This window comes from Ruminiclostridium papyrosolvens DSM 2782 (assembly GCF_029318685.1).
GTDB lineage: Bacteria > Bacillota > Clostridia > Acetivibrionales > DSM-1351 > Ruminiclostridium > Ruminiclostridium papyrosolvens.
The window spans coordinates 2,799,687-2,824,851 of record NZ_CP119677.1 but is presented as its reverse complement, the minus strand read 5'-3'; the positions used below and the strand labels follow the sequence as shown (position 1 = coordinate 2,824,851).

At 35.2% G+C, this 25,165-nt stretch carries 25 protein-coding genes; 24 read left to right on the top strand and 1 reads right to left on the bottom strand.

Translation table 11 applies throughout. The features are described 5' to 3' along the window. Positions 1 to 362: 362 nt before the first annotated feature. The 16 genes from P0092_RS12555 to P0092_RS12480 all read left to right on the top strand — a co-directional run bounded on the left by P0092_RS12555 (position 363) and on the right by P0092_RS12480 (position 16,117). Entirely contained in the window at positions 363 to 596 is a 234-nt protein-coding gene (locus P0092_RS12555; RefSeq protein WP_040758426.1) for a hypothetical protein, read from the top strand. After that, a complete protein-coding gene (locus P0092_RS12550; RefSeq protein WP_040758429.1) occupies positions 560 to 1,162 on the top strand; it encodes a response regulator transcription factor in 603 nt (200 codons plus the stop codon). The genes P0092_RS12555 and P0092_RS12550 overlap by 37 nt, the downstream gene beginning before the upstream one ends. A 147-nt stretch (positions 1,163 to 1,309) precedes the next feature. Further along, complete coding sequence (locus tag P0092_RS12545; RefSeq protein WP_004617857.1) at positions 1,310 to 2,239, top strand: decaprenyl-phosphate phosphoribosyltransferase; 930 nt, start codon at positions 1,310 to 1,312, stop codon at positions 2,237 to 2,239. A 34-nt stretch (positions 2,240 to 2,273) separates the two neighbouring features. Continuing rightward, complete coding sequence (locus P0092_RS12540) at positions 2,274 to 3,584, top strand: lipopolysaccharide biosynthesis protein (RefSeq protein WP_004617858.1); 1,311 nt, start codon at positions 2,274 to 2,276, stop codon at positions 3,582 to 3,584. Positions 3,585 to 3,609: 25 nt separating this feature from the next. Continuing rightward, positions 3,610 to 4,611, top strand: coding sequence for a glycosyltransferase family 2 protein (locus tag P0092_RS12535; protein ID WP_004617859.1), 1,002 nt, complete (start codon positions 3,610 to 3,612; stop codon positions 4,609 to 4,611). Between the two features lie 8 nt (positions 4,612 to 4,619). Beyond that, the gene (locus P0092_RS12530; RefSeq protein WP_004617860.1) at positions 4,620 to 5,669 is read left to right on the top strand and encodes an NAD-dependent epimerase/dehydratase family protein; all 1,050 of its coding nucleotides are present in this window, start codon (positions 4,620 to 4,622) and stop codon (positions 5,667 to 5,669) included. Between the two features lie 42 nt (positions 5,670 to 5,711). Beyond that, a complete protein-coding gene (locus P0092_RS12525; protein ID WP_004617861.1) occupies positions 5,712 to 7,118 on the top strand; it encodes an aspartate aminotransferase family protein in 1,407 nt (468 codons plus the stop codon). Positions 7,119 to 7,151: 33 nt separating this feature from the next. Beyond that, on the top strand, positions 7,152 to 7,961 hold the full coding sequence (locus P0092_RS12520; RefSeq protein WP_004617862.1) for a glycosyltransferase: 810 nt from the start codon (positions 7,152 to 7,154) through the stop codon (positions 7,959 to 7,961). Between the two features lie 48 nt (positions 7,962 to 8,009). Next, on the top strand, positions 8,010 to 9,074 hold the full coding sequence (locus tag P0092_RS12515; protein WP_242831732.1) for an endonuclease/exonuclease/phosphatase family protein: 1,065 nt from the start codon (positions 8,010 to 8,012) through the stop codon (positions 9,072 to 9,074). A gap of 6 nt (positions 9,075 to 9,080) precedes the next feature. Beyond that, the gene (locus tag P0092_RS12510; protein WP_004617864.1) at positions 9,081 to 9,923 is read left to right on the top strand and encodes a glycosyltransferase family 2 protein; all 843 of its coding nucleotides are present in this window, start codon (positions 9,081 to 9,083) and stop codon (positions 9,921 to 9,923) included. Positions 9,924 to 10,245: 322 nt separating this feature from the next. Beyond that, positions 10,246 to 10,827 (top strand): HD domain-containing protein, encoded by a 582-nt coding sequence (locus P0092_RS12505; protein WP_004617865.1) that lies wholly within the window; start codon positions 10,246 to 10,248, stop codon positions 10,825 to 10,827. A 43-nt stretch (positions 10,828 to 10,870) separates the two neighbouring features. Further along, on the top strand, positions 10,871 to 12,898 hold the full coding sequence (locus P0092_RS12500) for an LTA synthase family protein (protein ID WP_004617866.1): 2,028 nt from the start codon (positions 10,871 to 10,873) through the stop codon (positions 12,896 to 12,898). Positions 12,899 to 13,152: 254 nt separating this feature from the next. Beyond that, a complete protein-coding gene (locus P0092_RS12495) occupies positions 13,153 to 13,713 on the top strand; it encodes a tryptophan transporter (RefSeq protein WP_004617867.1) in 561 nt (186 codons plus the stop codon). Beyond that, positions 13,706 to 14,545 (top strand): energy-coupling factor ABC transporter ATP-binding protein, encoded by an 840-nt coding sequence (locus P0092_RS12490; protein WP_004617868.1) that lies wholly within the window; start codon positions 13,706 to 13,708, stop codon positions 14,543 to 14,545. The genes P0092_RS12495 and P0092_RS12490 overlap by 8 nt, the downstream gene beginning before the upstream one ends. After that, positions 14,542 to 15,351, top strand: a complete 810-nt coding sequence (locus tag P0092_RS12485; protein ID WP_004617869.1) for an energy-coupling factor ABC transporter ATP-binding protein — start codon at positions 14,542 to 14,544, stop codon at positions 15,349 to 15,351. Before P0092_RS12490 ends, P0092_RS12485 begins: the two co-directional genes overlap by 4 nt. 1 nt (position 15,352) lies before the next feature. Next, positions 15,353 to 16,117, top strand: coding sequence for an energy-coupling factor transporter transmembrane component T family protein (locus P0092_RS12480; protein ID WP_004617870.1), 765 nt, complete (start codon positions 15,353 to 15,355; stop codon positions 16,115 to 16,117). A 3-nt stretch (positions 16,118 to 16,120) separates the two neighbouring features. On the opposite strand, the gene P0092_RS12475 is transcribed toward P0092_RS12480, so the two are convergent. Further along, positions 16,121 to 16,957, bottom strand: a complete 837-nt coding sequence (locus P0092_RS12475) for a hypothetical protein (RefSeq protein WP_004617871.1) — start codon at positions 16,955 to 16,957, stop codon at positions 16,121 to 16,123. Positions 16,958 to 17,109: 152 nt separating this feature from the next. Here P0092_RS12475 and P0092_RS12470 point away from each other — a divergent pair, with 152 nt between their 5' ends. The 8 genes from P0092_RS12470 to dnaK all read left to right on the top strand — a co-directional run bounded on the left by P0092_RS12470 (position 17,110) and on the right by dnaK (position 25,039). Continuing rightward, on the top strand, positions 17,110 to 17,625 hold the full coding sequence (locus P0092_RS12470; RefSeq protein WP_004617872.1) for a hypothetical protein: 516 nt from the start codon (positions 17,110 to 17,112) through the stop codon (positions 17,623 to 17,625). A 77-nt stretch (positions 17,626 to 17,702) separates the two neighbouring features. After that, positions 17,703 to 18,848 (top strand): HD domain-containing protein, encoded by a 1,146-nt coding sequence (locus P0092_RS12465; RefSeq protein ID WP_004617873.1) that lies wholly within the window; start codon positions 17,703 to 17,705, stop codon positions 18,846 to 18,848. Positions 18,849 to 18,856: 8 nt separating this feature from the next. Further along, positions 18,857 to 19,447 carry a 5'-deoxynucleotidase gene (gene yfbR, locus P0092_RS12460; protein ID WP_004617874.1) on the top strand — a complete coding sequence of 197 codons (591 nt, stop codon included), beginning with the start codon at positions 18,857 to 18,859 and terminating at the stop codon, positions 19,445 to 19,447. Between the two features lie 87 nt (positions 19,448 to 19,534). Next, on the top strand, positions 19,535 to 20,374 hold the full coding sequence (locus P0092_RS12455; protein ID WP_004617875.1) for an aminotransferase class IV: 840 nt from the start codon (positions 19,535 to 19,537) through the stop codon (positions 20,372 to 20,374). Between the two features lie 28 nt (positions 20,375 to 20,402). Beyond that, positions 20,403 to 21,272 (top strand): DUF7847 domain-containing protein, encoded by an 870-nt coding sequence (locus P0092_RS12450; RefSeq protein WP_004617876.1) that lies wholly within the window; start codon positions 20,403 to 20,405, stop codon positions 21,270 to 21,272. Between the two features lie 188 nt (positions 21,273 to 21,460). After that, positions 21,461 to 22,507, top strand: a complete 1,047-nt coding sequence (hrcA, locus tag P0092_RS12445; protein ID WP_004617877.1) for a heat-inducible transcriptional repressor HrcA — start codon at positions 21,461 to 21,463, stop codon at positions 22,505 to 22,507. Between the two features lie 27 nt (positions 22,508 to 22,534). Beyond that, on the top strand, positions 22,535 to 23,131 hold the full coding sequence (gene grpE / locus P0092_RS12440) for a nucleotide exchange factor GrpE (RefSeq protein WP_004617878.1): 597 nt from the start codon (positions 22,535 to 22,537) through the stop codon (positions 23,129 to 23,131). Positions 23,132 to 23,188: 57 nt separating this feature from the next. Further along, on the top strand, positions 23,189 to 25,039 hold the full coding sequence (gene dnaK, locus P0092_RS12435; RefSeq protein WP_004617879.1) for a molecular chaperone DnaK: 1,851 nt from the start codon (positions 23,189 to 23,191) through the stop codon (positions 25,037 to 25,039). Positions 25,040 to 25,165: the final 126 nt, after the last annotated feature.

Sequence of the window (25,165 nt, the reverse complement as noted above, 5' to 3'; positions counted from 1 at the left end):
TTGTATAGAATTAGAATTATTAATAAAAAAATAGTTAAGTTTAATTTTTGAATTGAGATTTATTGACTGGAAACATATGACAAAAAATTTATGTCTCATTGCAGAGATAGTTCAACTATTCCGAAAATTCCGATACCATCCATATTAACTCAAACCTCAAGTCTGAAACTAGAATTTTGCAAGAAGATAATGTAATTAGGTCTTGGCAATAATCCTCATCCTAACCGAATAAAACTCGAAAATTTCCATAAGAAAATTCATTAATAATTTTACATAATTTGGAAATATAGGTTACAATGTTAAACTTCTGATGTTTTTTTAGACTTAACATAAATTTAACTTAGCCATGAGGAGGTTATGTAGTGAAAAATTATCAGCAAAAAGACGAAATACTATTATCCTGGAGGAGGTGTATAGAAAATAATCTTCTACCACACCAAAGAGTACCACAGAGCGATTCTGAAGAAAAAGACATAAAGAAATTGCTATTCAAAAATAAAATCTTTATATCAGTTTTTGAAGAAGCTTTAAATAAAATAGAAAGTAAAAATATAGATAAATGTCTTTTTTTATATTATCAGATGTTCACAATGTAACACTTAAACTTTTAGGAAACAAAAAACTCTTATTCTACGCAAGAGAATCCCTAATACAAGCAGGAACAAGTTTTGATGAGTTAATAAGTGGTACAAATTCTGTGGATTTAGCAATGAAACTTAACAACAGTGCATATATGCTGCCTGAAGACAACTATTGTGATTTTCTTAGAAAATGGTATATGTTATCAGTACCAATAGCATCAAAAAAAGAAAATCTTGGGTGTATAAGCATACTATCCAGAGAAAATTGCATTAATCAAGAAATAGCTCTAATAGTACAGCTCCTGTCATATAAAATTTCTAATGAATTCACAAAAAACAAAAGAATAAATAACAATTACTTATGTGATGTTAGGCTTACTGATAGTCAAATAAGAGTTTTGAAAGTGCTTGCCTGGGGCTGCACGGATAAATGTGCCTCTGCAGAACTTGGTATAAGCCTTGGAACTGTAAGATATCATAAAACCAATATTTTCAGAAAACTAAATGTTGAAAGCAGTGTGCAGGCTATAATGAAAGCACTTAAATATGGAATTATATCTTTGGATGATATGGAGGTATAGAAAAATACCACTGTATTATACTCTAGCCGAAAAATTAACATGAAAATTACTGGAGCATAATACAGTGGTAGTAATTGCATATTATGATATAATTTGTAAGAAAAGTGAAAAAATACAGATATTTCATAAAAGAAAGATGGAACTAATATGAAGCAGGAAACCACTTTAGACGTTATAGAAAAAAAAGAAAAAAAAGATTTTGCAGATGCACTTATTTGCTTTATGAAACTGATTAGAGTAAGGCAATGGTCAAAAAATATTTTTGTGTTCTCAGGAATGCTGTTTCCATCACAAATAATCGGGTTCTCTCAGGTTGTTAAATTGATTATTGCATTCCTGTTATTTTGCGGGATTTCAAGTTCAGTATATATTATTAATGACATAATTGACTTGAAAAAGGATATGCTGCATCCGGTAAAAAGGTTTAGACCTTTGGCTTCAGGCAAAATAAAAGTAAAGTTTGCACTGTTAATTTTTTATATTATTTGCCCGGGTACAATACTATTATCCTTTTTTCTCAACAAATACTTTGGAATAGTTATATGCGTATATTTATTGATGAATTTATCCTATTCTCTGAAACTAAAAGATTTTGTATTTATTGATTTATTAATTATTTCTTTTGGTTTTGTTCTTAGAACACTTTCAGGAATAATATTAGTCCATGGGAAAAACTCATTCTGGTTTTTATTAAGTATAGCCTTTCTTTCATTATACCTTGGAATGAATAAGCGTAAAAAAGAGCTGCTTACACTTGAAGAAGATTCACAAAATCACCGCAAAAATCTTGGTGAATATTCCATTGGATTAATTAATGAGATAATTCCCATGCTGACAGCATGTACTGTAATATCTTATTCTTTCCACACACTATACGAAGTAAAGGTGAAATATACTATTTTTACTATACCCATTGTAGTATATGGAATTTTCAGGTATCAGTATCTTACAGATAAAGCCGGCTATGGCGAAAGTCCTGAATTGGTATTGTTAAAGGACAGGCCTATAGTTTTGGCTTTATTGGTATGGGGAGCTATATATATGTCTGCCAAACTTTTGCCATACGGATTATTTTAGCGAAGTTACATAATTGAAAGAAAAGGACTAAACAATGACATCTACACAAGGAATAATAGAAAGTTTTAAGCAAAAATCGAGTAAATTAATTCGCAATGGAGAAATAAGAGCATTTATTGAGAATTTAGGCATTGTATTTATTTTCAGATTTACATCTGCCGTTTTAAGTGTTATTGGACTAGTTTTAGCGGCAAGGTTTCTTGGAGCAGTTTCTGTAGGGCATATTACAGTAATTCAAAATACTGCCTATCTTCTTTATATTCCAATGTGCTTTAGCATTAATATGTCCATTATAAAATTCTTGCCTGACTGCAAGAATGAAGAAGAAGTTGAAGAGCTTCTAGGGTCTATTGGTGTTTGGAGTCTTGTACTGACTGCGTTAACAATAATTGTATACGGGCTATTTCATGTTTATATTAGTAAGGCATTGGGTTTCTCTGCAATGCAATTATTATTGACTGTAATTATGGCGGTTACTATAAATTATTCAATGATTACCGAGGCTATACTGAGGTCAAGGAAACGATTTTTGTCCTTAGGTATTATTAAAATGGTGAGTTCTTTGATATTTTTTGCATTTATGCTGATTTCCAGTCTTGTTTTAAAAAATTACTATTACTTTGTATATGGAATAATTATAAATCAGATTGTTGCAATAATATGGTCACTTAAAACCATAAAAATAAAGAAGTTCAGGTTTTCCATGGAAACTTCAAAAATAGCATACAAATATGGAGCAATTAATATGGTAAGCGGAGTTTTATCCTATATCATGTTTAACAGTGACCTTTATATCGTTAAGCACTTCTGTTCGGATTATGATGTGGGTATATATTCATTGTATCAGGTAAATATAAAAAACTTTTTTAACCTAATGTTTCATGAAATATTTGCAGTAGTATTTTTGCCGACTATTGTTCGGATGGATACCACAAAGATATATAAAAGGATTAAATCGCTTATACCTCTCATACTTCCACTTGCAATAATTGCCAATATGGGGCTTAGTATTGTCATGATATTGCTTTATGGAAGAAGTTACACCATAAATTGGATGTATGTTTTACTTATTTCGGTAAGTCTGGGTTTCCATTTTATGTATTACGTGTTTAATTCAGTATTTACTGTTGAAGGAAAAAAAGGTGCCATTCTTTGCATGAGTGTATTAGGAATACCCATGCCGGTTTTAATATTGACAAGTATTGTTTTAACAAGGACATGGGGGATAACCGGGGAGCTGACATCTTTACTCGTTACTCAGTTGACATTAGTTGTTGTGTTCTTATTAATAATAAAATTCAAATATTTAAAAAATGAGCAAACTCAAATAAAAGCATTGAAATGATTTTCTATAGTGAAAGGAGAACAAGATGAATAATAAAACATTAGTTTCAGTCATTATACCAAACTATAATTATGAGAAGACTCTGCCAAAGTGTTTTGAAGCACTGATGAATCAGACATATAAGAATTTTGAAATTATTTTTGTAGATGACGGCAGCACAGATAATTCCATAGAAATAGCTAAAAAGTATCCATGCAAAATAATCAAAACACCTAAAAACGGAGGCGTAGCGGTGGCAAGAAACCTTGGGGTTGAATACGCCTCAGGCGATATTCTGTTTTTTGTTGATAGTGACGTTGCTTTATATAAGGATGCAATTGAAAACACCTTGAAAGAGTTTGAGAAAGATATGTCCCTTGGCTGTGTGTGTGGAATTTATTCAAAAGATCCGTTATTTAAGGGAGGCTTGGCAAAAGAGTATCGAACCCTTCAGGGCCACTATTGGAGAATAACTTCTGTCGGTTATGTAACGGCAGGCTTCTTCTCATTGGGAGCTGTAAAAAAATCAGTATTCCAAGAATTGAATGGGTTTAATATAAATCTCAGTAATACAGAAGATATTGAATTCGGTAACCGACTCAATCAAAAATACCGTCTGCTGCTTACAGATAAGGTGGTAGGCTGCCATGATGATGAAGAAAGCCTGAAAACTCTTGCAAGAAAAATACATATCAGAGCTGTCCAAAGGATACCGTTTTATTTACATAGAAAGAAACTTACAAAAGGCTTTGAAACTCCTCTTAGAGGGCTTGGAATGTTGGCTGTTGGACTAAGTACAGTGTCAATTCCGGCAACAATACTAAGTCTATATTTTGCAGCTTTGTTTTTATTTTGTGTTATAGCATTTGTGTTATCTGACTTTGGACAATACAGGTTTGCCTTTAAGGAGAAGGGTTTTTTCTTTACGTTGGTATTTATAGCATTTCACTGGCTAATCACAGCTGCTGCTTTTTGGGGATTTGTCAGAGGTACTCTCAGTATGATATTCAGTAGTAAGTTCCGTGAAAAATATTCCTATGAAGGGTGAGCGAACACATGAAAAAGAAAGTTCTTATAACCGGAAATAATGGTGTTTTGGGTAGAAATCTTGTTAAGTATTTACATGAAAATGGAAGAGAAAATTACGAACTTGTTCTTTTTGATATAAATCAGAATAGCTCTGAATTTTCAAACTTTCAGGTATATAAGGGCGACATAAGAAAAAAGGAAGATGTTGAAAAGGTTATAGGTGATATTGATATAGTAGTACATTGTGCCGGAGCATCTCCTTCATATGAAGAAGCTCAGATATACGACATCATTATAAACGGTACGTCAAATTTATTAGAATGTGCATTTACTACAGGAAAGGTCGAAAGGTTTGTTTACATATCATCTACATCTGTGTATGGTGTACCTGAAAAGGCTCCAATATATGAGACAGACGAAGTTAAGCCCTATGACCCCTACAACAGGAGTAAGATAGAAACAGAAAGGCTTTGTGACCATTGGAGAAGTAAGGGCCACTGTGTCAGTGTACTTCGTCCGAGATCTTTTTTAGGGCCTGAAAGATTGGGAACTTTCGGAATACTTTATGAATGGGCAAGTGAAGGAAGGAACTTTCCGATGCTTGGTCCGGGGAAAAATAAATACCAATTACTGGATGTGGAGGATTTGTGTCAGGCAATTTATTTGGCCATATCAGTAGATGCTAACAACGCAAATGACCTTTTCAACATCGGAGCAAAAGAATTTTCTACCATAAAGGATGATTACCAGTCGGTACTTGATGCGGCAGGCTTTAACAAAAAGATAAAATGTTTTCCTGCAAAGCCAATGTTCTTTATTCTGAATATTCTTGAGAAATTAAAGCTTTCGCCTTTTTATAAAAGGCTGTATCTAAAACTCAACAGAAACTACTATGTTTCTATTGAAAAGGCAGAAAAGAAGCTTGGCTATAAGCCAAAACACTCAAATAAGGATTCGCTGGTAAGAAATTACCGCTGGTATCTTGAAAATAGGAACAAAATTGGGAATAAACCGGGGGCAAGCAATAATGTTGTTTGGAACCAGGGAATTTTAAAATATGCCAAACTATTTTTTTAAGTCATAAAATTTTAATAATATATAACAAGGGGGAGTTAGAAAATGTACGAGGATAAGAATTTTTTAACAATTGAAGATGCACATAATATGACAGAGAAAGAAAACCTGAGATTATTTAAAAAGCACATTTCAAGCCAACTGGGAAAAACACTTTCAATGCTTGGCTTTGCCGATTCAATACCTGTAGAAGCAAGCGGAATGTATGTTACCTTAAGAGATGGACGTAAAGTTCTTGATATGACGGGACACTTGGGAATGTTGGTTGCGGGACATAACCATCCGAGAATAATAGAAGTGAGAAAAAAATGGGCAGAAGAAAAGAGATTGGAATCATGGAAATTTTTCCCATCGCCGTATCAAGGAGTACTTTGCAATAATCTTTCACTTATTTTTCCTGAAGACCTTGAAGTTATGTTCTTTTGCAATAGTGGTGCCGAGGCTAATGAGGGAGCTCTTAAGCTTGCAGAAAAATATAGTGGTATGTCAAGGAAAACCGTTGTTTATACGGATATATCCTTTCACGGCAAGACTCATGCAACACTTACATTATCCGGATCTGAAAAGCATCAAAATGATCATTTCAATAAGACAGAAAACTGTATAATGATAAAGTATGGGGATATCCAAGATTTCAAACGAGTTATTGAAGAAAATAAAACCGGTAAAAATTCAACTAAAATAGGTACATTTATAATAGAGGCAATTCGTTCCGAAGGTGTCGTTATACCTGATAAAAGCTATTATGAAGAGGTTCGCAGGATCTGTGACAAGTATGACATCGTACTTATTATGGATGAGGTGTTTACAGGCTTCGGAAGGACGGGAAAAATGTTTGGCTTTGAGCATTATGGAATTTGTCCTGACATTTGTTCCTTCTCAAAGGCATTTGGTGGTGGAAAGGCCACTTTTGCAGGATTTATTACAAGACCAAAGATATTTAATAAGGCATATTCAAAGATGAATGAAGCAACACTTCACTCCACTACATATAACGGTTTTGGGGAAGAGGTAGTTTCTGCAATTGAAGTGCTGAATATTATCAGAGATGAGAAACTTCTGGAAAATTCAGAAGAAATGGGTAAATATCTATTATCAAGACTTCAGGAAGTCAAAAAGGAATTTCCTGATATAGTAGCTGATGTTCGTGGAGTTGGACTATTGGCATGTATTATTTTCCATTCAAGGGCAGAAAAGATAGTTAAATTTTTCTCAAGTACTGGAACGGATTTGGTAGAAAAGTTTGTTACAGGTTCTGTAATAACCTCAATGCTCAAGGACTACAGTATTCTGCTTAACACACCTCCACATGATTCAAGCCAGATACTTATTACACCAAGCCTTATTATTAACAGAGAACAAGTAGATTACTTTATTGAATCCCTCAAGAAGGTTTTAAGTGAGAACCTATGGAAAGTAGGCTTCGACTACCTTAAAAAGCTGAGAAGCTAGTCTTAAAAAGAAAACTACAGAGGGAGTAAGCATATGAAAAAAGCTAGTATTGTAATTCCTACAATGAATAAGCTTTCAAGGCTCCGCTTGATTCTAAAGGCTCTGGAATCTCAGGTTGATGAAACTGTAGAGGTTATAGTAATATTTGACGGTTGTTCAGAGAAAGTGCTTTGTGATTTTAAAAAGTTGAAGCTGGGTTTTGAAACAATACAAATAATTCACTCTGAAAACGTTGGACGTTCAAAGGCACGAAACTCCGGTATTCTCAAGGCATCCGGTGAAATTGTTATTTTTCTTGATGATGACAGGATACCTTGCAGTGACTTTATATCAAAACATGTAATGAGCCATAAAAATGGGCGTTTTGCTATAGTTGGACAAAGAAATAATGTAGAATATCCGGAAGAAGTCCTTGAACAGTTTTATTTAAATGGCTTAACAGAATCAGACTACCGTAGGATTGATGGGGATTCAATACCTGAACCCTATGAACCGGCTAAAAAAATTGCACGCCTTATATTCGGTCAGCTTATAGAACGAATAACTTTCAGTACCGGAAATTCTTCGGCACGCAGGCAAGACTTGATAGCTGTCAATATGTTTGATGAAAATTTTACAGGTTGGGGTCTTGAGGATACAGATTTGGGATACAGGTTAGGCAAATCGGGTGTTAAAATAAAAAGAAATTTTTCGATAGTAAATTACCATCTTGTTCATCCTGTAAATAAATCTCAACAAAGTAGCGAAAATCAAAAGAACTTTGAGTATTTCTTAAGAAAAATTAAAGGTGATAAAGCTTCAATATGGATGGCAAAATTTCTGAACAAGCTTATATACCGGTAACTCTTTCTGAATCCAAGTCTGAATAAATTTGGAGGTTTTATAACTGTGATGAAAAAATATGTACAAAACACAATTAAGACACTAGCAGTATTATGGTTTGTTTATATGATTATACATATTGTATTTGTAGGGAAATTCTTTCTTCTGAATTTCCCCGCAAGTACGCCTACATTCTTTTTCGTAATAGTTCCTGTTATACTATTGGTATACTTTTTAGTTCAAAAAAAGAAAAAAGTCATATTCATAGGTATAGTGTCAGTCTCCTTGATAATGGGAATAACTCAGTTTGATATAAATATTGCAACGAAAAGCAACAACAATATAAATAAGGATAATTACATGCCGGTGAAGGTATTTTGTTGGAACACAAACCTCTGGGATCAGCTGAAAGACGGAAATGCCTTTTATGATTATCTGAAAAATCAAAAGGCAGATGTTTACCTTCTTCAAGAATACCTTCACTGTGTAACTGACAGAAATGACAAAAGTCAGAAGCCATTTAAAATCTGCAATATTATTCCGGGCTTTCCACCAAATTATCTTACAATAGACGAAACAGAAAGGATTAAGAAAGAATTTCCGGGATACTATTTCTCAACAGACGGCCAGTTTGTTATTATATCTAAATATCCTATAATCCGGTCTCATGCGGACTATTCTGAGCAGTATGCAGTTTCAGATGTAGAAATTAACGGTAAAACAATGCGCTTTTTCAATGTGCATATGCTGCTTCACATAGAACCCGGAAATCCATTTGTGCCTTATTTTTACAATGCCATATCAAGAAGATACAAGGCCAGAGAAATTGGGTTTAAGAACTTATACGAGGACATCAAAAAAACAAAAACGGATTACTTTATAGAAGGAGATTTCAATTCATCAAAATCTATGGGAGTAATGAACGGGCTGCTGAAAGATCATATTGATACAGTAAAGTATTCAAAATACATTTTACCGCTTACGTTTGAGATGGATGGATTGAAGCTGTGGAGATTTGACTACGCTTTTGTACCTAAAAACGACAATATCCTTATAAGCTCACACAAATATCTCCCCCATAAGGGTTTATCAGATCACAATCCATTATCTATAAATATGTATTTAAAAAGGTGATTTAGTATGAATAAAAGCCATGATTACCCAAAGGTTAGTGTCATTATTCCTGTTTACAATACGGAAAAATATCTTGCCAAATGCCTGGAGAGTGTTATAAAACAGACATATAAAAATATAGAAATCATTGCAGTAGATGACGGTTCCGAGGATAATTCCTTTAGAATCCTGAATGAATACAGCAAAAAAGACAGTCGTATTAAAGTATTTCAAAATGAGGTAAACAGGGGTGTCAGCCATACACTAAATCACGCACTTAAACACAGTACAGGTCAAATAATTGCACGTATGGATTCAGACAATATCATGGTCATAGACAGGATTGAAAAGCAGGTTGCTTTTCTGATGGATAATCCGGAGTGTATAGTTGTTGGGGGACAGGAAACATATATTGATGAAGATGATAAAATAATAGGCGGAACCAGATTTCCTCTTAGTGACAAAGAAATAAAAAAGAAGTTTTTCTCCTTTCAGCCTATCGCAGATCCAGCCAGTATGTATAACTTCTCAAAAATTCCTCCCGAAGTTTTTTACTTTGATGAGAGCCTTACAGTAGCTGAAGGTTTGGATTTATACTTCAGACTATTTAAATACGGAAAGTTCGCCAATATAGAAGATTCAATTATACTCTACCGTCAAAGGCAAAATTCACTTATTTCAACAGATATTAAAAGAACCTTTAAATTTATATCGATTGTTAGAAAAAGAGCTAAAAAACAATATGGAATACGTCCGCCTTTTATGGCTGGAATTATTAACTTTTGTCAAAAAATAATTACTTCAATACTGCCTATATGGATAGCAGTCAAAATAAATGATGTTATTAAAAAACTAACTGTAAGGGTATAAAGAAAATTGACTTTTACAAACCTGTTTAATATTATGTATATAAAAGCTATATTTTACAAATTAAGTAATTAATGCCTGTGACTTTTTTCATAAATCTTTTGGCACTCGGAAATATACCCTTCCGGTTGAATGTCAGATAAATATAGTTTGATGAAGTATATAAATCAAAAACTTACATATGTGAAGCTGTACAGTTTTCTGAAGTTGAGGCACTGTACAGCTTTTTTAAAAGTTACTCTTGTTTTGCTTCTAATAAAAATATTATAATAAAATTGCTTATTAACTTATTACATTAGAAAATATCAGAATAAAGGGGTTACATATGAGTTTAAAAGATAAATACATTGAATTATATAATACATACATAAAACGTGACGGAGCTGACAAACTTCTGGAATACATGATGTCGAAATCAAGTGATTTTTTTACGGCTCCGGCAAGTACAAGGTTTCACGGTTCTTACGAAGGCGGCTTGGTCGAACATAGCTTAAATGTATATGAATGTTTGGTTGATTATCTTTCAAGGACAAGAGTAAAGGATATTTACGGACTAAATTATGATTCTGAAACAATTGCGATATCTGCACTTTTACATGATATATGTAAAATAAACTGTTACAGGCCGGGAACCCGGAATGTTAAGGACGAACGAGGTGTTTGGCAGACAGTTCCGACTTATGAGTATGATGACAGGCTTCCATATGGCCATGGTGAAAAATCAGTATACATAATAACAGGCTTCATGAAACTGACCAGAGAGGAAGCCTTTGCAATACGTTATCACATGGGCTTTTCGGGCTGTGAAGATAAAAGATGTATAGGTGATGCATTTGAGCAGTTTCCGCTGGCATTTGCATTATGTACGGCAGACATGGAAGCAACATATTTTATAGAAGGAAAATAAATTTAACAATGGTATAAAAATTTATTAGAGAGCAGGAAAGTATGTGGATAAAAAAATAGACCGCTTACAACATTATGGCTCAATATTGTATTTTCCTATATCCATTATTTACCTTGAGTCAGTTTTTAAAATAGCTGTATTTAAAGAGCTGCTTAACATCGGTTTTATTTATATGATTTTATTTTCAATTCCCGTTGGGATATTGTTATATTTAGTATGCAGCTTGTTCAATAGCAGAGCTAACAGAATTCTGTCCGTAGTACTTACTGTATTTCTGACATTCATATATATAGTTCAGGCTGTTTACTATCAAATATTCAGTACCTTTTTGACTTTATTCTCCTTAAACGGCACAGAACAGGTACTCCAGTTCTGGCAGGAGGTAATGATTGCCGCAAAAAACAAAGCTATTACTATTCTTTTCTTACTGACACCTATTATTTTCTTACTTATTTTCAGGAACCTTTTTCCGGAAAGAAAGCCCACGGTGAAGTTTAAAGGAATTTTGGCAGGAGTTATGGTAGGTTTTCAGGTAGCAGCTACCATTCTAGTGTCTCTGTCAAATACAGGAGAGCTCAGTACAAGTTTTCTTTATTCAAAAGCTGTTATACCCGATTTATCAGTAAACAGATTTGGTATGCTTACCACCTCGCGTCTGGATGTAAAGCATTTGGTTTTTGGATTTACAAGTACCGATGACGGTGGAGAGAAACAACAATTGACTCTATATCATTCAGCAAAGCAAAGTGAAGAAAATGCTAAAAAACCTACACCTGAACAAAGCTATAACTCTTCATCAGACGAAGTAAATTCTAATCAGGATTCACGGGAAGAATATAATACAATAAACCTTGATTTTGACAATTTGATTGCAGGAGAAAAAGACACTACTATTGCTGCCATGCACAGGTACTTTAAATCTGTCCAACCCACAAAAAAGAATAAGTATACCGGAATGTTCAAGGGTAAAAATCTTATTATGATAACTGCTGAGGGATTCTCGCCATATGCGGTAAACAAGGAGTTAACACCGACACTGTACAAAATGTCTCAGGAAGGTTTCAGATTTACCAATTTTTATACTCCTATATGGGGTGTCAGTACATCTGACGGAGAATATGTAGCTTGCAACTCACTGATACCAAAGCCTGGAATATGGAGCTTCTACGTTTCGGGAAGAAACTATATGCCTTTCTGTATGGGAAACCAATTAAAAAAGCTTGGATATGGAACACGTGCATACCACGACCACTCTTATACTTATTATCACAGAGATGTCTCCCACCCCAATATGGGATATACTTTTAAAGCAGTTGGTAATGGCCTCGAAATGAAAAAATCCTGGCCTGAATCAGACCTTGAAATGATACAGAAGACAGCCGATGACTATATTGGAAAAACACCATTTCACACATATTATATGACTGTCAGCGGACACTTGATGTACACCTTTAATGGGAATGCTATGGCTGATAAAAATAGAGAGCTTGTAAAGAATTTGTCATACTCAAGTGCTGTAAAAGCATATCTTGCTTGTAATATAGAGTTTGACAGGGCGATGGGAGAGTTAATAGACAGACTTGAAAAATCAGGACTTGCGGAAGATACACTTATTGCCATTAGCCCCGACCACTATCCTTACGGGCTCACAAACAGCGAAATAAGTGAACTGGCAGGACATCCCGTGGAAACAAATTTTGAACTTTACAAGGGGATATTTATATTATGGTCGAAGGGGATAAAATCTGAAGAGATAAGTAAACCCTGTGCCAGTCTGGACATATTGCCTACAATATCCAATCTAATGGGTGTGGAATATGACTCCAGATTACTCATGGGAAGAGATATACTGTCGGATGCACAACCTCTTGTTGTGTTTTCAAACTGGAGTTGGCTTACGGATAAAGCACGATACAATTCAAAAAGCGGTAAATTTATATTGGCAGAGGGAGAAACAAAAGAATCTGTGAGCAAACAATACAGGACTGAGACTGCACAACGTGTAAACGACATGTTTAAATTATCTGCAAAAATATTAGAAACAAATTATTACAACAAGGTGTTGAGATAAGGAATATTTGAGAAAAATGTAAATAAATAGAAAATAATATTATTTATTGTCTCATCTTGACAATTATTGCTGACGGATGTTATATTCTTTACAAGTAGAGATGAGAAGAGACGAGTTTAGATGAGATGAGATTAGAAACAGTAAAGGGAAGAGTACACCTGTTTTTTTAATAGGTTTTATTTGCCTTGGCTGCTTAAAATAAAATACACAAATTCACAACCTCTACTCAAAAAAATATTGATGGAGGTTTTTATATGGAAAAAAGATTAGTTCAAAAAAACAAAAAAGCAGGACTTACAATTTCTGACGTAATTCTCGTAGGTGTGTTACTGGCAACGGGAGCTGTACTCAAGTTCTTTGTAGGCTCAATGTTCAATGCCGGTATGAAGCCGAATTTTATCATTGCAATGTATTGTCTGGCAATTCTCATAATAAAGCCAAGGTTATCGGAAGCTATAATCATAGGTATCATAGCAGGAGCAATCTGTCAGGTTTTCCCGGGTACACCGTATATTAATATAATAAGTGAGCCTTTAGGTGCATTGGTAATGGCTTTACTCATTAGCCTACCTATCAAATTTAGAGCCTATTCACTATTAAAACCCGTACTGGCTACTTTTCTAAGTACTCTTGCAAGCGGACTTACTTACCTTGGAGTATTGTATATTGCGTTTTATGCAGGTGCGGACGTAAAAGCAATACCGTTCAATATGTTTTCAATAATAATACTGGCAACTGCTTTAGCAAATGCAGTAATAGTTCAGATTCTGTATATACCTGTAAAACTGGCATTAGGACGTGGAAGAGATGATTGAGTTCAAGGATTTTTCATTTAAATACAAAGCAGGTGAAGAGCCTGCTTTGGTGATAAAAAACCTTTCTATACAAAAGGGTGATTTCGTGGGTATCATAGGAAACAGCGGAGCGGGCAAGTCAACCTTTACCTATGCAGTTAACGGGGTTATCCCACATCACTATGACGGAGATTTTTATGGTGCGGTCAGGGTCAAGGGGTGTGATACTGTTGATTCATCACTGACACAGCTGGCGTTGAGCGTAGGAAGTGTATTTCAGGATATCGACGGACAAATGGTATCCTCAGTTGTAGAAGATGAGATATTATTTGGTCTGGAAAATTTCGGAGTCCCCAAGGAAGAAATTCAGCAGAGAATAACAGATATACTTATAATGGTTGGTATAGAAGATTTGCGGTATAGAAACATCAACACACTAAGCGGCGGTCAGAAGCAAAAGGTTGCCATAGCGGCTGTAGTTGCATTGATGCCTGACATATTGGTACTTGACGAGCCAACTGCCGAACTAGACCCGCAAAGCAGCCAGCAGATATATAATATGTTAAAAATGCTGAACCAAAAACTGAACATAACAATAATAGTAGTTGAGCAGAAAATAATGTTGCTCAGCGAGTTTTCAAAGAGAATCATAATATTGGACAAAGGTAAAATCTATCTGGATGGTACACCAAAAGAGGTGCTGAGTGATACATCCAAATTGACGGATATTGGTGTTAACTGCCCAAGGGTAGCAACTCTGGCAAACAATCTTAATCAGCTCAAAATATACAATGGACCGGTTCCTGTAAATGTTGCGGAAGCCGAAACCATGGTCAGGAGCGTACTCGGGTGATAAAGTTCGATAACGTAAGCTTCGCATATGACAAAAATAACATTCTTAACAATATAAACCTTTCTGTAAAAAAAGGAGAATTTGTTGCTATTGTGGGCAGAAATGGAGCAGGAAAGACTACTCTTATGAAACTCCTAAACGGCTTGCTGAAACCCACATCGGGTGTAGTCAACATTGCGAGCCTTAATACCTCTTATACAAGAACAAGTGAGTTGGCGAAACATGTAGGATTTCTGTTTCAAAACCCCGACAGACAGATTTGTCGCAATACTGTTAAGGCAGAGATAGAATTTGGACTGAAATGTATACTGACAGACAATGCTGACATTGAAAAAAGATGCAGCAGCACAATAGAAAAATTTGGCTTGCTTCCTGACAAGGACCCATTTTCCCTGAGCAGGGGAGAGAGACAGAAAGTCGCACTGGCATCAGTATTGGCTTTGTCGCCGGAAATACTTGTATTGGATGAACCTACAACCGGATTAGACTACAAGGAATGTATGCATATAATGGAAACAATAAATGAGCTGAACAGTAGCGGAACGACTGTTGTTATGGTATGCCATGATATGGAGCTGGTTGCGGATTTTGCACAAAGAATAGTTGTTGTGGGGGATGGTCGTATACTTGCAGACGATATTTGCCGGAGGGTAATGTCCCGCCCGGAAGTATTAAAGGAGGCCTCCCTTGCACCACCGCAGATAGTGGAGTTGTCATTAAAGCTTGGGACAGATTTTGAGGATGTATTTACAGTGGATGAAATGACAGAAACTATATCACAAAAAGCCAAGAGAGAGGGTGTATAATGTGAAGGGTATTTTGGAATACAGTCAGGGCGAGACCATAATACACAGGTTAAACCCTTTATCAAAAATGATAGTCGCTTTTCTGATTTGCTTGAGCAGCTTTGCCAACAATAACATTTACTTTACAATTGGAATTATTGCAGTAAACCTTCTCATAGCCTATCTTGCTCAAATTTTTGACAAAGCCTTGTCTTTGTTGATTACACTATTTAAAATAGGCATTGTACTTTTTTTGTTGCAGGTCTTCTTCATAAGAACCGGGAATATACTTTTAACTCTTCCCTTCAATTTATACATTACTGATATAGGCTTGAAATTCAGTATACTGCTGGTTTTGAGACTTGTAGGGGCAACCATGCCTTTAGTTATAATTCTTACAGTTACCAGAATGAGCGATCTTACTAATGTTATGGTGCAAAAATTTCATATACCATATAAGTACACCTTTGCATTTACAACCGCTCTTAGGTTTATACCCATTTTTGAAAATGAAATGAAGGGTATAATTGAAGCCCAGACTGCAAGAGGAGTTGAGTTTGATACAAAAAACCCTGTAAAGAAGCTAAAATTAGTACTTCCACTTTGTGTTCCGCTTCTTATATCCTCAGTTAAACGGATTGAGGGCAGTGCAATATCTGCCGAATTGAGAGGCTTTAATTTAAGAAGCAGAGACAGCGGATATAAGACATATGGCTTCATTGGTATGGATTATATAGCAATGCTGTTTTCAATATTGCTATTATTAACAAGTATTATCATACTATAAAAATTACCAAGGTTTATTCGGCGGAAATCCAAATGTTTGGACAACTTCAAAAAGATCACTCTTTGCTAAATCGGAAGGTGTGACTAGTAAACCTTTGTTACCGTCTATATCATATCCACAGTGGTAGTATGCCTGCCATATCATTTGTGAACAGTTCTCTACCTTTGGCTTGACAGCATCGTAGAGTTTAGGAGAGTAAATGCCATATTTTATCCCTGCAAGATTTTTAACAGCAAAAGCTACGATTTCATTCAGCTTTTTCTGATCTGCATTTTTCAGCCTTAAAATCTTAAAGGTTGGAAAGTACTGCCACTTGGATATATCCTGGGTTATACTGTGACTACCGGGTGTAAGAGATTCCAAAGTTATTCCCTTTTTAGCATCTATAACAATGCCACAGTGTCCATGCCTCCAATAAAGGGTGTAACAGGATTTAGTCAATAGTATGTCACCGTTTTTTACCGGCGCCATTTGAATAAACCTGCTTAATGAGCCGTTAACAAGAATAGATTCCTGAACTGTAAAAGGGTTCAGCTGTTCTCTGAATATCTTGTTCCTTTTAAAATAGTTATTCTGAATAGAAAGAATTTTTTCGTTACCGTCAGAGGATAAACGAAAATCATCAATAGCTGTTTTTGAAAGACCTGTTTGTTTAAATAAAAATGAATAATCTTCGCATGTTAGTTTATTTTTATTTAAAATGCATGAAATATCAGCCTGAGGTCCTTGCGGAGTATAACTGGCATCATATACATTTTTCCAGATAAAAACGCAGTAAAAAATAATAAGGATACTTATAATAAGTAACAAAAACTTACCTTTCTTTTTAAGGGTACTCAAGGGTACTCAACTCCTATTTTAAATGATAGGGATATTATTTCCAGTTAAAAAAATAAAATTCCTATTCCAAGGGTCAGACATAAAATAACAAAATTATGTATAATCAATATAATTAAAAATACTTACTAGGAGATATAAGAAAGAGGTATATTATGAAAAAAAGTTATTCTTTGGTAGGCACGTTACTCATAGGTGGGGGCGCTTTGCTACTGGTTTTAAAAGTGCTGTTTGGTATAAATTTTATGGATTTAAACGCTGGAGACTTTTGGGTGTTTATAGTACTACTGATGGGGTTGTCTTTTGAGTTCAGCTATTTCTTAACAGGAAGAAAGCCCGGATTACTCATACCCGGAGGAATTATTACAACCATAGGAATACTGTTTATGTTTGAGGTTGCGACAAATTGGTATTTTGCTGCTTATACATGGCCAGTGTATATCTTATCTGTGGCAGTGGGACTATTTCAGATGTATCTGTTTTCAAACAGAGAAAAAGGTTTGTTAATAGCAAGTTTGATAATTGCTGGAGTTTCAGCATTCTTCTTTGCATGTATGTTCCTTAATAGAATATTGACATTTATAAAACCAAGTGTATTTATTCCGGTAGCACTCATAGCAGCAGGTATTGCCATATTTGCCAGTGGCAGGAAACCGAAGGGGCAATGGTAAACCAAGTCATAAATTGAAATACATACTTTCCTGCAAGAATATGGTATATTAGAGTTAAAGGCCGGAGGTGTGTTTTTATGGTGTGGAGGCAATTAAGAGAACAGCAAGAGAATTTGTTGAGTCCTTATGCAGCAAGAAGTGTTAATTCTTTTGGCAGAATAATAAATGAGGAAAAATGTCCTATCAGGACAGATTATGAGCGTGACGGAAACAGGATTCTATACTCTATGGAGTTTCGAAGACTAAGACACAAAACTCAGGTATTTTTTAATGCAAAGAACGACCATATATGTACACGGATGGAGCATGTACTGAACGTGGGCTCAATTGCTGTCACTATAGCAAGGACCCTCAATCTGAATCAGGACCTTACTTATGCAATTGCTTTAGGACATGATTTGGGGCATGCACCCTTCGGTCACAGTGGTGAACGGGTATTAGATAAATGCATGAAGAAAGTAAATAAGGAAAGTGGCTTTAAACATGAACTTCACAGCCTTAGAGTTGTAGAAAAGCTTGCTACACGTATCTCAAAAGAAAAAATACATGAAAGATGCGGTCTGAACCTCACATTTGAGGTAAAAGACGGAATAGTTTCACATTGCGGAGAAAAATATAACGAATACTCTTTAAGAAGAGATATGGAGAAAACGCCACAATCACTGCTAAGTTTGAAGGACCGGGGACATCTTCCCTTTACTCTTGAAGCCTGTATAGTAAGACTGGTGGACAAAATAGCATATGTTGGCAGAGATATTGAGGATGCTGTACGTGTGAACCTGATGAATATGCATGACATACCCATGGACATAAGAAATGAGTTGGGAAACACAAATGGGGAAATAATAAATACTCTGGTTTGCGATTTGGTTGAGAACAGTTATGGAAGAGATTGTATTCAGCTTAGTACGGAAAAAGGTCAGGCCCTTGAAAAGCTCATAAACGAGAATGTAAGGTTGATTTACAAGGCTGATAAGATTACCAGGTATGAAAAAATTGCTGAAAATACTCTTGAAGGCTTGTTTGACAGCCTTCGTAACAGCCTTTCGGATTTTGAAAGGCTTCAGACAAATGAAAATAAGGTTTACAGAATGTTTTATAACTTTATAGCAGACAAAGCATATGATAAGTCTGAAAGTGATGCTCAAAAAGTAATAGACTTTATAGCAGGCATGACAGACCAGTTTGCACAAAGCTGCTTTGAAGAAATATACTGGATGTAGGTGGAAATATGGATGATAAAAGCTTTCATTTTTTTGCGTTTCTATCAAGGATGAAGTATATAAACCGATGGGGACTTATGCGCAACACGTATACCGAAAATATACAGGAACACAGTTTACAGGTTTCTATAATTGCACATGGGCTGGCAGTGATTAAAAACACATATTTTAACGGAGAAGTAAACCCTGAGAGAGTAGCAATACTTGCAATGTTCCATGACTGCAATGAAATAATAACAGGGGATATGCCTACGCCCATAAAATATTATAACCCTCAGATAAGTAAAATTTACAAGGATATAGAAGACATATCAAAGGAAAAAATCATATCTATGCTGCCCGAAGAAATGGCGGATGAGTATTACTCGTTATTCTTTAAAAATCCGGATGACATGAAATGCTGGAAACTAGTGAAGGCAGCTGACAGGATTTCTGCATATATAAAATGTGTTGAAGAAGTAAAAGTTGGAAACAACGAATTCAAAAAGGCTCGGGAAACCATTCTGCAATCAATATTGGAGATAGATTTGCCTGAGGTCGGATATTTCATGGAGAAATTCATACCAAGCTTTAATTTGTCCCTTGATGAGATTGATTAATTTATTGAGACTGTTATATAATTAAGATTGTATTGGAAAAATATAATAGTATTACATTCTTAATTCAATATCAAAAGGGGCAAAAAAATGACATTTGAAGATAACATAGGTACAAAGTGTATTATAAACGGAGAAACCTTGTATGCTGAAGCGCTGAATAATTATTCAGAAGAAAAGTATACGGCTTGCTATGAAGTTATTCGTATAATAAAAGGGATTCCGTTATTTTTTGATGATCACTTTACACGTCTAAAAAATTCTGTACACAAGACCCAAAATGATTTGGAAATATCAAAAAAGGATTTAAGGGCTCAAATTACCCAAATATGTAAGTTGAATGGCTTAGAAAACTGTAACGTAAAAGTACTGGTTCTACTTTATGAAAAAGAGCAGATTACGCTTCTGCATATAAATAAGTTCTATTATCCTTCACAAGAGGAATATGCTAGAGGTGTAAAGTGTTGTACAGTCAAGCTCAAGAGAAACAATCCAAATATCAAAATGATAAATACTTCATATAAGGCAGAAATTAAGCGGGTCTCAGAAGAAAATAATGCTTTTGAAGTGCTTTTGGTAGATGACAACGATAAAATAACAGAGGGCGGAAAGTCCAATGTTTTTTTTGTAAAAGGTGACAAAATATATACATCTCCCGAAGAATATATATTGAAAGGTATTACGAGGCAATATATAATTGATGTTTGTGTAAAACTAGGATATGAAGTAATAGAAACATTGATTGGTGTTGACCAGTTAACTAATTTTGATGCTGTGTTTATAACCGGTACATCTATTAATGCAATGCCGTTAAAAACAATAGACGAGTGTGTATTGAATTCGTCTGAGAATGTTGTAACCAAAAATGTCATGGGAGGTTATAACAGTCTTATATCGGCATATATTCAAGGCAATTGCAATGAGAAATAGAAGATTACATTAATTTGGGAGGTTGGGTATGAGATACCTTGAAAATGCGTTTAAGTTTACGTTTAAGAACTTTATAATTACCATTCCATTACTGGTAGCTATGGCAATACCGAGTATGGTTATGGGTGTGGGTTCCTTAGGATTTCTATTTAATATTAAGAATTTTGAACAGATATTTAGTCAGATGCTGGACAATAACGGACAGTTTATGCCAACATACCATATGTTCCTCAGCTTATATGGGCCAACAATGATTATAAGTATGATAGTTTCAACGTTTTTGACTCTGGTTTTATCTATTTTGGTTTATCCTGCAACATACGGAATGATAAATAAAAAGTATGAGACAGGCATTTCAACACTTAGTGATATGACAAATTCCATGACTAAGTATATCGGAAGATTTGTACTTTACGGTTTATTAAAAATTGCTATGTGGATAGGAATGGTAGTAGTATATCTTATACTTATTGCAATTGCAATTGTAATAGTAACAGCAGTTTCAAGTGTTGCAGGTGCAATATTGATAGTGCTGTTTACATTAGCATTTATTGCTGCTTGTATAGCACTTGCGGTATACACTTCTATGTGGTTTACATCAGTTTGTGTAGAAGATACGGATATAATGACAGGATTGAAAAATTCATTCCGTTATGTAGCAGGCAGTTTCTGGACCATATTAGGAATGAGCATCCTTATATCTTTATTGGGAACAATAGCAGGAACAATAATAGGAATGGTAGTTGGATGGATTCCTATTATTGGAGGAGCTGTTTCGTCCATAGTATCATATCTTGCTGAATTTATATCAATTGTATTTTTCTTTGAAATTTATCGTGAAAAATCAGGGAAATATGCTTGTGAAGAATACTACAAGCAAATGAACAGCGGATTTTAAAGAATAGCTGTTTCAATTACTAAAAAGACCTTGTTTCGGAATGTAGATATTCTGTGCAGGGTCTTTTAAATTTTAAAATAATACCGAATATTACAAGAAAAATACTTGACAAACAAATATGCTAATGTTATTTTTAGTATATAATTAGCACTCAACATTAAAGAGTGCTAACAAGAGAGGTGATTATAATGCTACTTGACGATAGAAAATTGAAAATACTTCAAGCAATTATAGATGATTATATATATTCTGCTGAACCTGTAGGCTCCAGAACTATTGCCAAGAAGCATGAACTTGGTTTGAGTTCGGCTACAATTAGAAATGAAATGGCTGATCTTGAAGAAATGGGTCTTTTGGAACAGCCATATACATCGGCAGGCAGAGTTCCTTCCGATAAAGGGTACAGGCTTTATGTTGACCAGCTGATGAAGATAAATGAATTAACTGATAGTGAGATAGAGAAAATCCGAAGTGATATGAATATTCGTATAAACGAACTTAGTCAGCTCATAAGGAATGCATCCGCGGTTATGTCAAGATTTACCAAATATACATCTATGGCCATAACACCTCATATGAAACAGAGTGTATTAAAAGCTGTTCAGGTAGTACCTATAGAGCCTGGGAAAGCATTGGTGATTATTGTTACGGATGCTAACGTTGTAAGAAATAATCTGATAAGAATTCCTGAGAGTGTTACACCTGATTTCTTAATTCAGATTTCAAATATGCTAAACGAGCAGTTAAAGGGATTTACTTTGGAAATGCTCAAATCGGACATATTAAATGAAAAGTTTGAAAAACTGAATTCATTGCCTTATGGATTAATTAAACCAATCCTAGACGGGATAGAGGATTTGATTAAGACAATTGATAAGCCGGAAGTATATCTTGATGGGGCAACAAATATTCTGAATTTTCCGGAGTTCAAGGAAGTTGATAAGGCAAAGGAGTTTTTGAATATACTGGATGAAAAGAAGTTTGTATCTGACCTTCTTACTAATAATTCGAATAAAAACAATGAGATAATTATTCACATAGGAAATGAGAATGCTATAGAAGGCATAAAAGATTGCAGTTTGGTTACTGCATCCTATACTGTAGGTAATCATGTAATAGGAACAATAGGAATTATCGGGCCAACCAGAATGGAGTACTCAAAGGTTGTGTCATCTATGAATTATATAAGGAATAAAATCAATCAGGAGATTCTTAAACTTCTGGATAATGGATAGTATAAATAAGGAGGTAGTATTCAGGCAATGAAAAAAGAAAAACATCCTAAGGATGAAAAACAAAACACTAAGGAAATGAATTCTGAAGAAATCAACAAAGGAGTAGAAAATCCGGAGATATCAGAGACTTCTGATGTGAAGGAGGACGAAGCAGTAAATACGGAAATTGAGGACTTAAAAGCAAAATTGGAAGAAAAGTCTAAACAATGTGAAGAATTCAAAAATATGGTTCAACGTACAGCAGCCGAGTTTGACAATTATAAAAAAAGAACAATCAAGGAAAAGGAAGCTCTTAGCCTTGATATAGCAATAGACACAGTAGATTCCTTCCTGCCGGTAGTAGATAACCTCGAGAGAGCTTTGAAAGCTGCAGAGAACATGGAAAACAATCCACTGAAGGAAGGCGTTGAAATGGTTATGAGACAGTTGAAGGATTGTCTCGACAAGTTGGGAGTAGAAGCAATAGAGGCAGTTAATAATTCATTTGACCCTGAACTCCACAATGCAGTAATGCATGTAACGGATGATGAAATTGGCGAAAATATTGTGGTTGAGGAATTTCAGAAGGGTTATACAATGAAGGGCAAAGTAATCAGACATAGTATGGTAAAGGTAGTAAACTAACACAGTAGTTTTAAAATAAAAAAACGATGAACAAATATATTAAGGAGGGTATTATTTATGTCAAAAGTAATTGGTATAGATTTAGGTACCACAAATTCATGTGTGGCAGTTATGGAAGGCGGCGAGCCTGTTGTTATTGCAAATCCGGAAGGAAATAGAACTACCCCTTCTGTTGTAGCATTTTCAAAAACAGGTGAACGTATGATAGGGCAAGTTGCAAAAAGACAATCTATCACAAATCCTGAAAGAACAATAATTTCAATAAAGAGAGAGATGGGAACTGACCATAAGGTTGATATAGATGGTAAGAAATATTCACCACAGGAAATATCTTCAATGGTACTTCAAAAGCTTAAGTCCGATGCAGAAGCATATCTTGGGGAGACAATAACTCAGGCGGTTATTACTGTTCCTGCTTACTTTAGTGATGCTCAAAGACAAGCAACAAAGGATGCCGGTAAAATTGCCGGATTGGAAGTTCTCAGAATTATAAACGAGCCTACAGCAGCAGCTTTGGCATACGGTCTTGACAAAGAGCATGACCAGAAAATAATGGTTTATGACTTAGGTGGAGGAACCTTCGACGTATCCATACTTGAAATCGGTGACGGCGTATTCGAAGTTCTTGCAACACACGGTAATAACAGACTTGGCGGAGATGACTTTGACCAGAGAGTAATAGATTTCCTTGTTGATACCTTCAAAAAGGAAAATGGAATAGACCTTAAAAACGACAAAATGGCAATGCAGAGATTGAAGGAAGCAGCAGAAAAGGCAAAAATTGAACTTTCCGGTGTGACTTCATCTAATATAAACCTACCGTTTATAACTGCTGATGCAACAGGACCAAAGCATCTTGATGTAACACTTACAAGAGCTAAATTTGATGAAATTACAGCTGATTTAGTTGAAAATACTATGGGACCTACAAGACAGGCTATGCAGGATGCAGGGCTTACACCTGACAAGATAGACAAAATTCTCTTAGTTGGTGGTTCTACAAGAATTCCTGCAGTTCAGGAAGCAGTAAAGAAGTACTTAGGAAAAGATCCTTTCAAGGGAATTAACCCTGATGAATGTGTTGCTGTTGGAGCTGCAATTCAGGCAGGTGTATTAACAGGTGATGTAACCGGACTTCTCCTTCTGGATGTTACACCATTATCACTGGGACTTGAAACACTTGGCGGAGTATTCACAAAACTTATTGAAAGAAATACAACAATTCCTACAAAGAAGAGTCAGGTATTTTCTACAGCTGCAGACGGACAGACAAGTGTTGAGATTCATGTATTACAGGGCGAAAGAGAAATGGCTCAATACAACAAGTCTCTTGGAAGATTCCAGCTTACAGGTATTCCATCAGCACCAAGAGGTGTACCGCAAATCGAAGTTACTTTCGATATAGATGCAAACGGTATAGTTCATGTATCCGCAAAAGACCTTGGAACAGGTAACGAGCAGAAGATAACAATAACTGCTTCAACTAATCTATCTGATTCTGATATAGACAAGGCTGTAAAAGAAGCAGAGAAATTTGCTGCGGAAGACAAACAGCGTAAAGAAGAAATCGACGTTAGAAATAATGCGGATTCCTTGGTTTACCAATCAGAGAAGTCATTAAAGGAACTTGGCGACAAAGTATCTGCTGATGATAAGGCAAAGATTGAAACCGGAGTAAACAAGGTAAAGGATGTCTTAAAAGGTACTGACACAGAAGCAATTAAGAAGGCTACCGAAGAGTTGCAGCAGGCCTTCTACGAAATATCTTCAAAAATATATCAACAAACTCAAGGAGCTCAGGCAGACCCTGGAGCAGCCGGGTTTGGAGGACAGCAGGGAGCAGCTGGAGCAGGACAGGATGATAATGTTGTTGATGCAGACTATAAAGTTGTTGACGATGATAAATAAATATATAATAATGTATAGGGGCTTAAATGCCCCTATAGCATTAACAGCATAAGGTTTTCATAAACGCCAAAGCTTACATAATACAGCTCTGGCTTATTTTAGGTTGCTGGTTAGCTGTGTAATGAG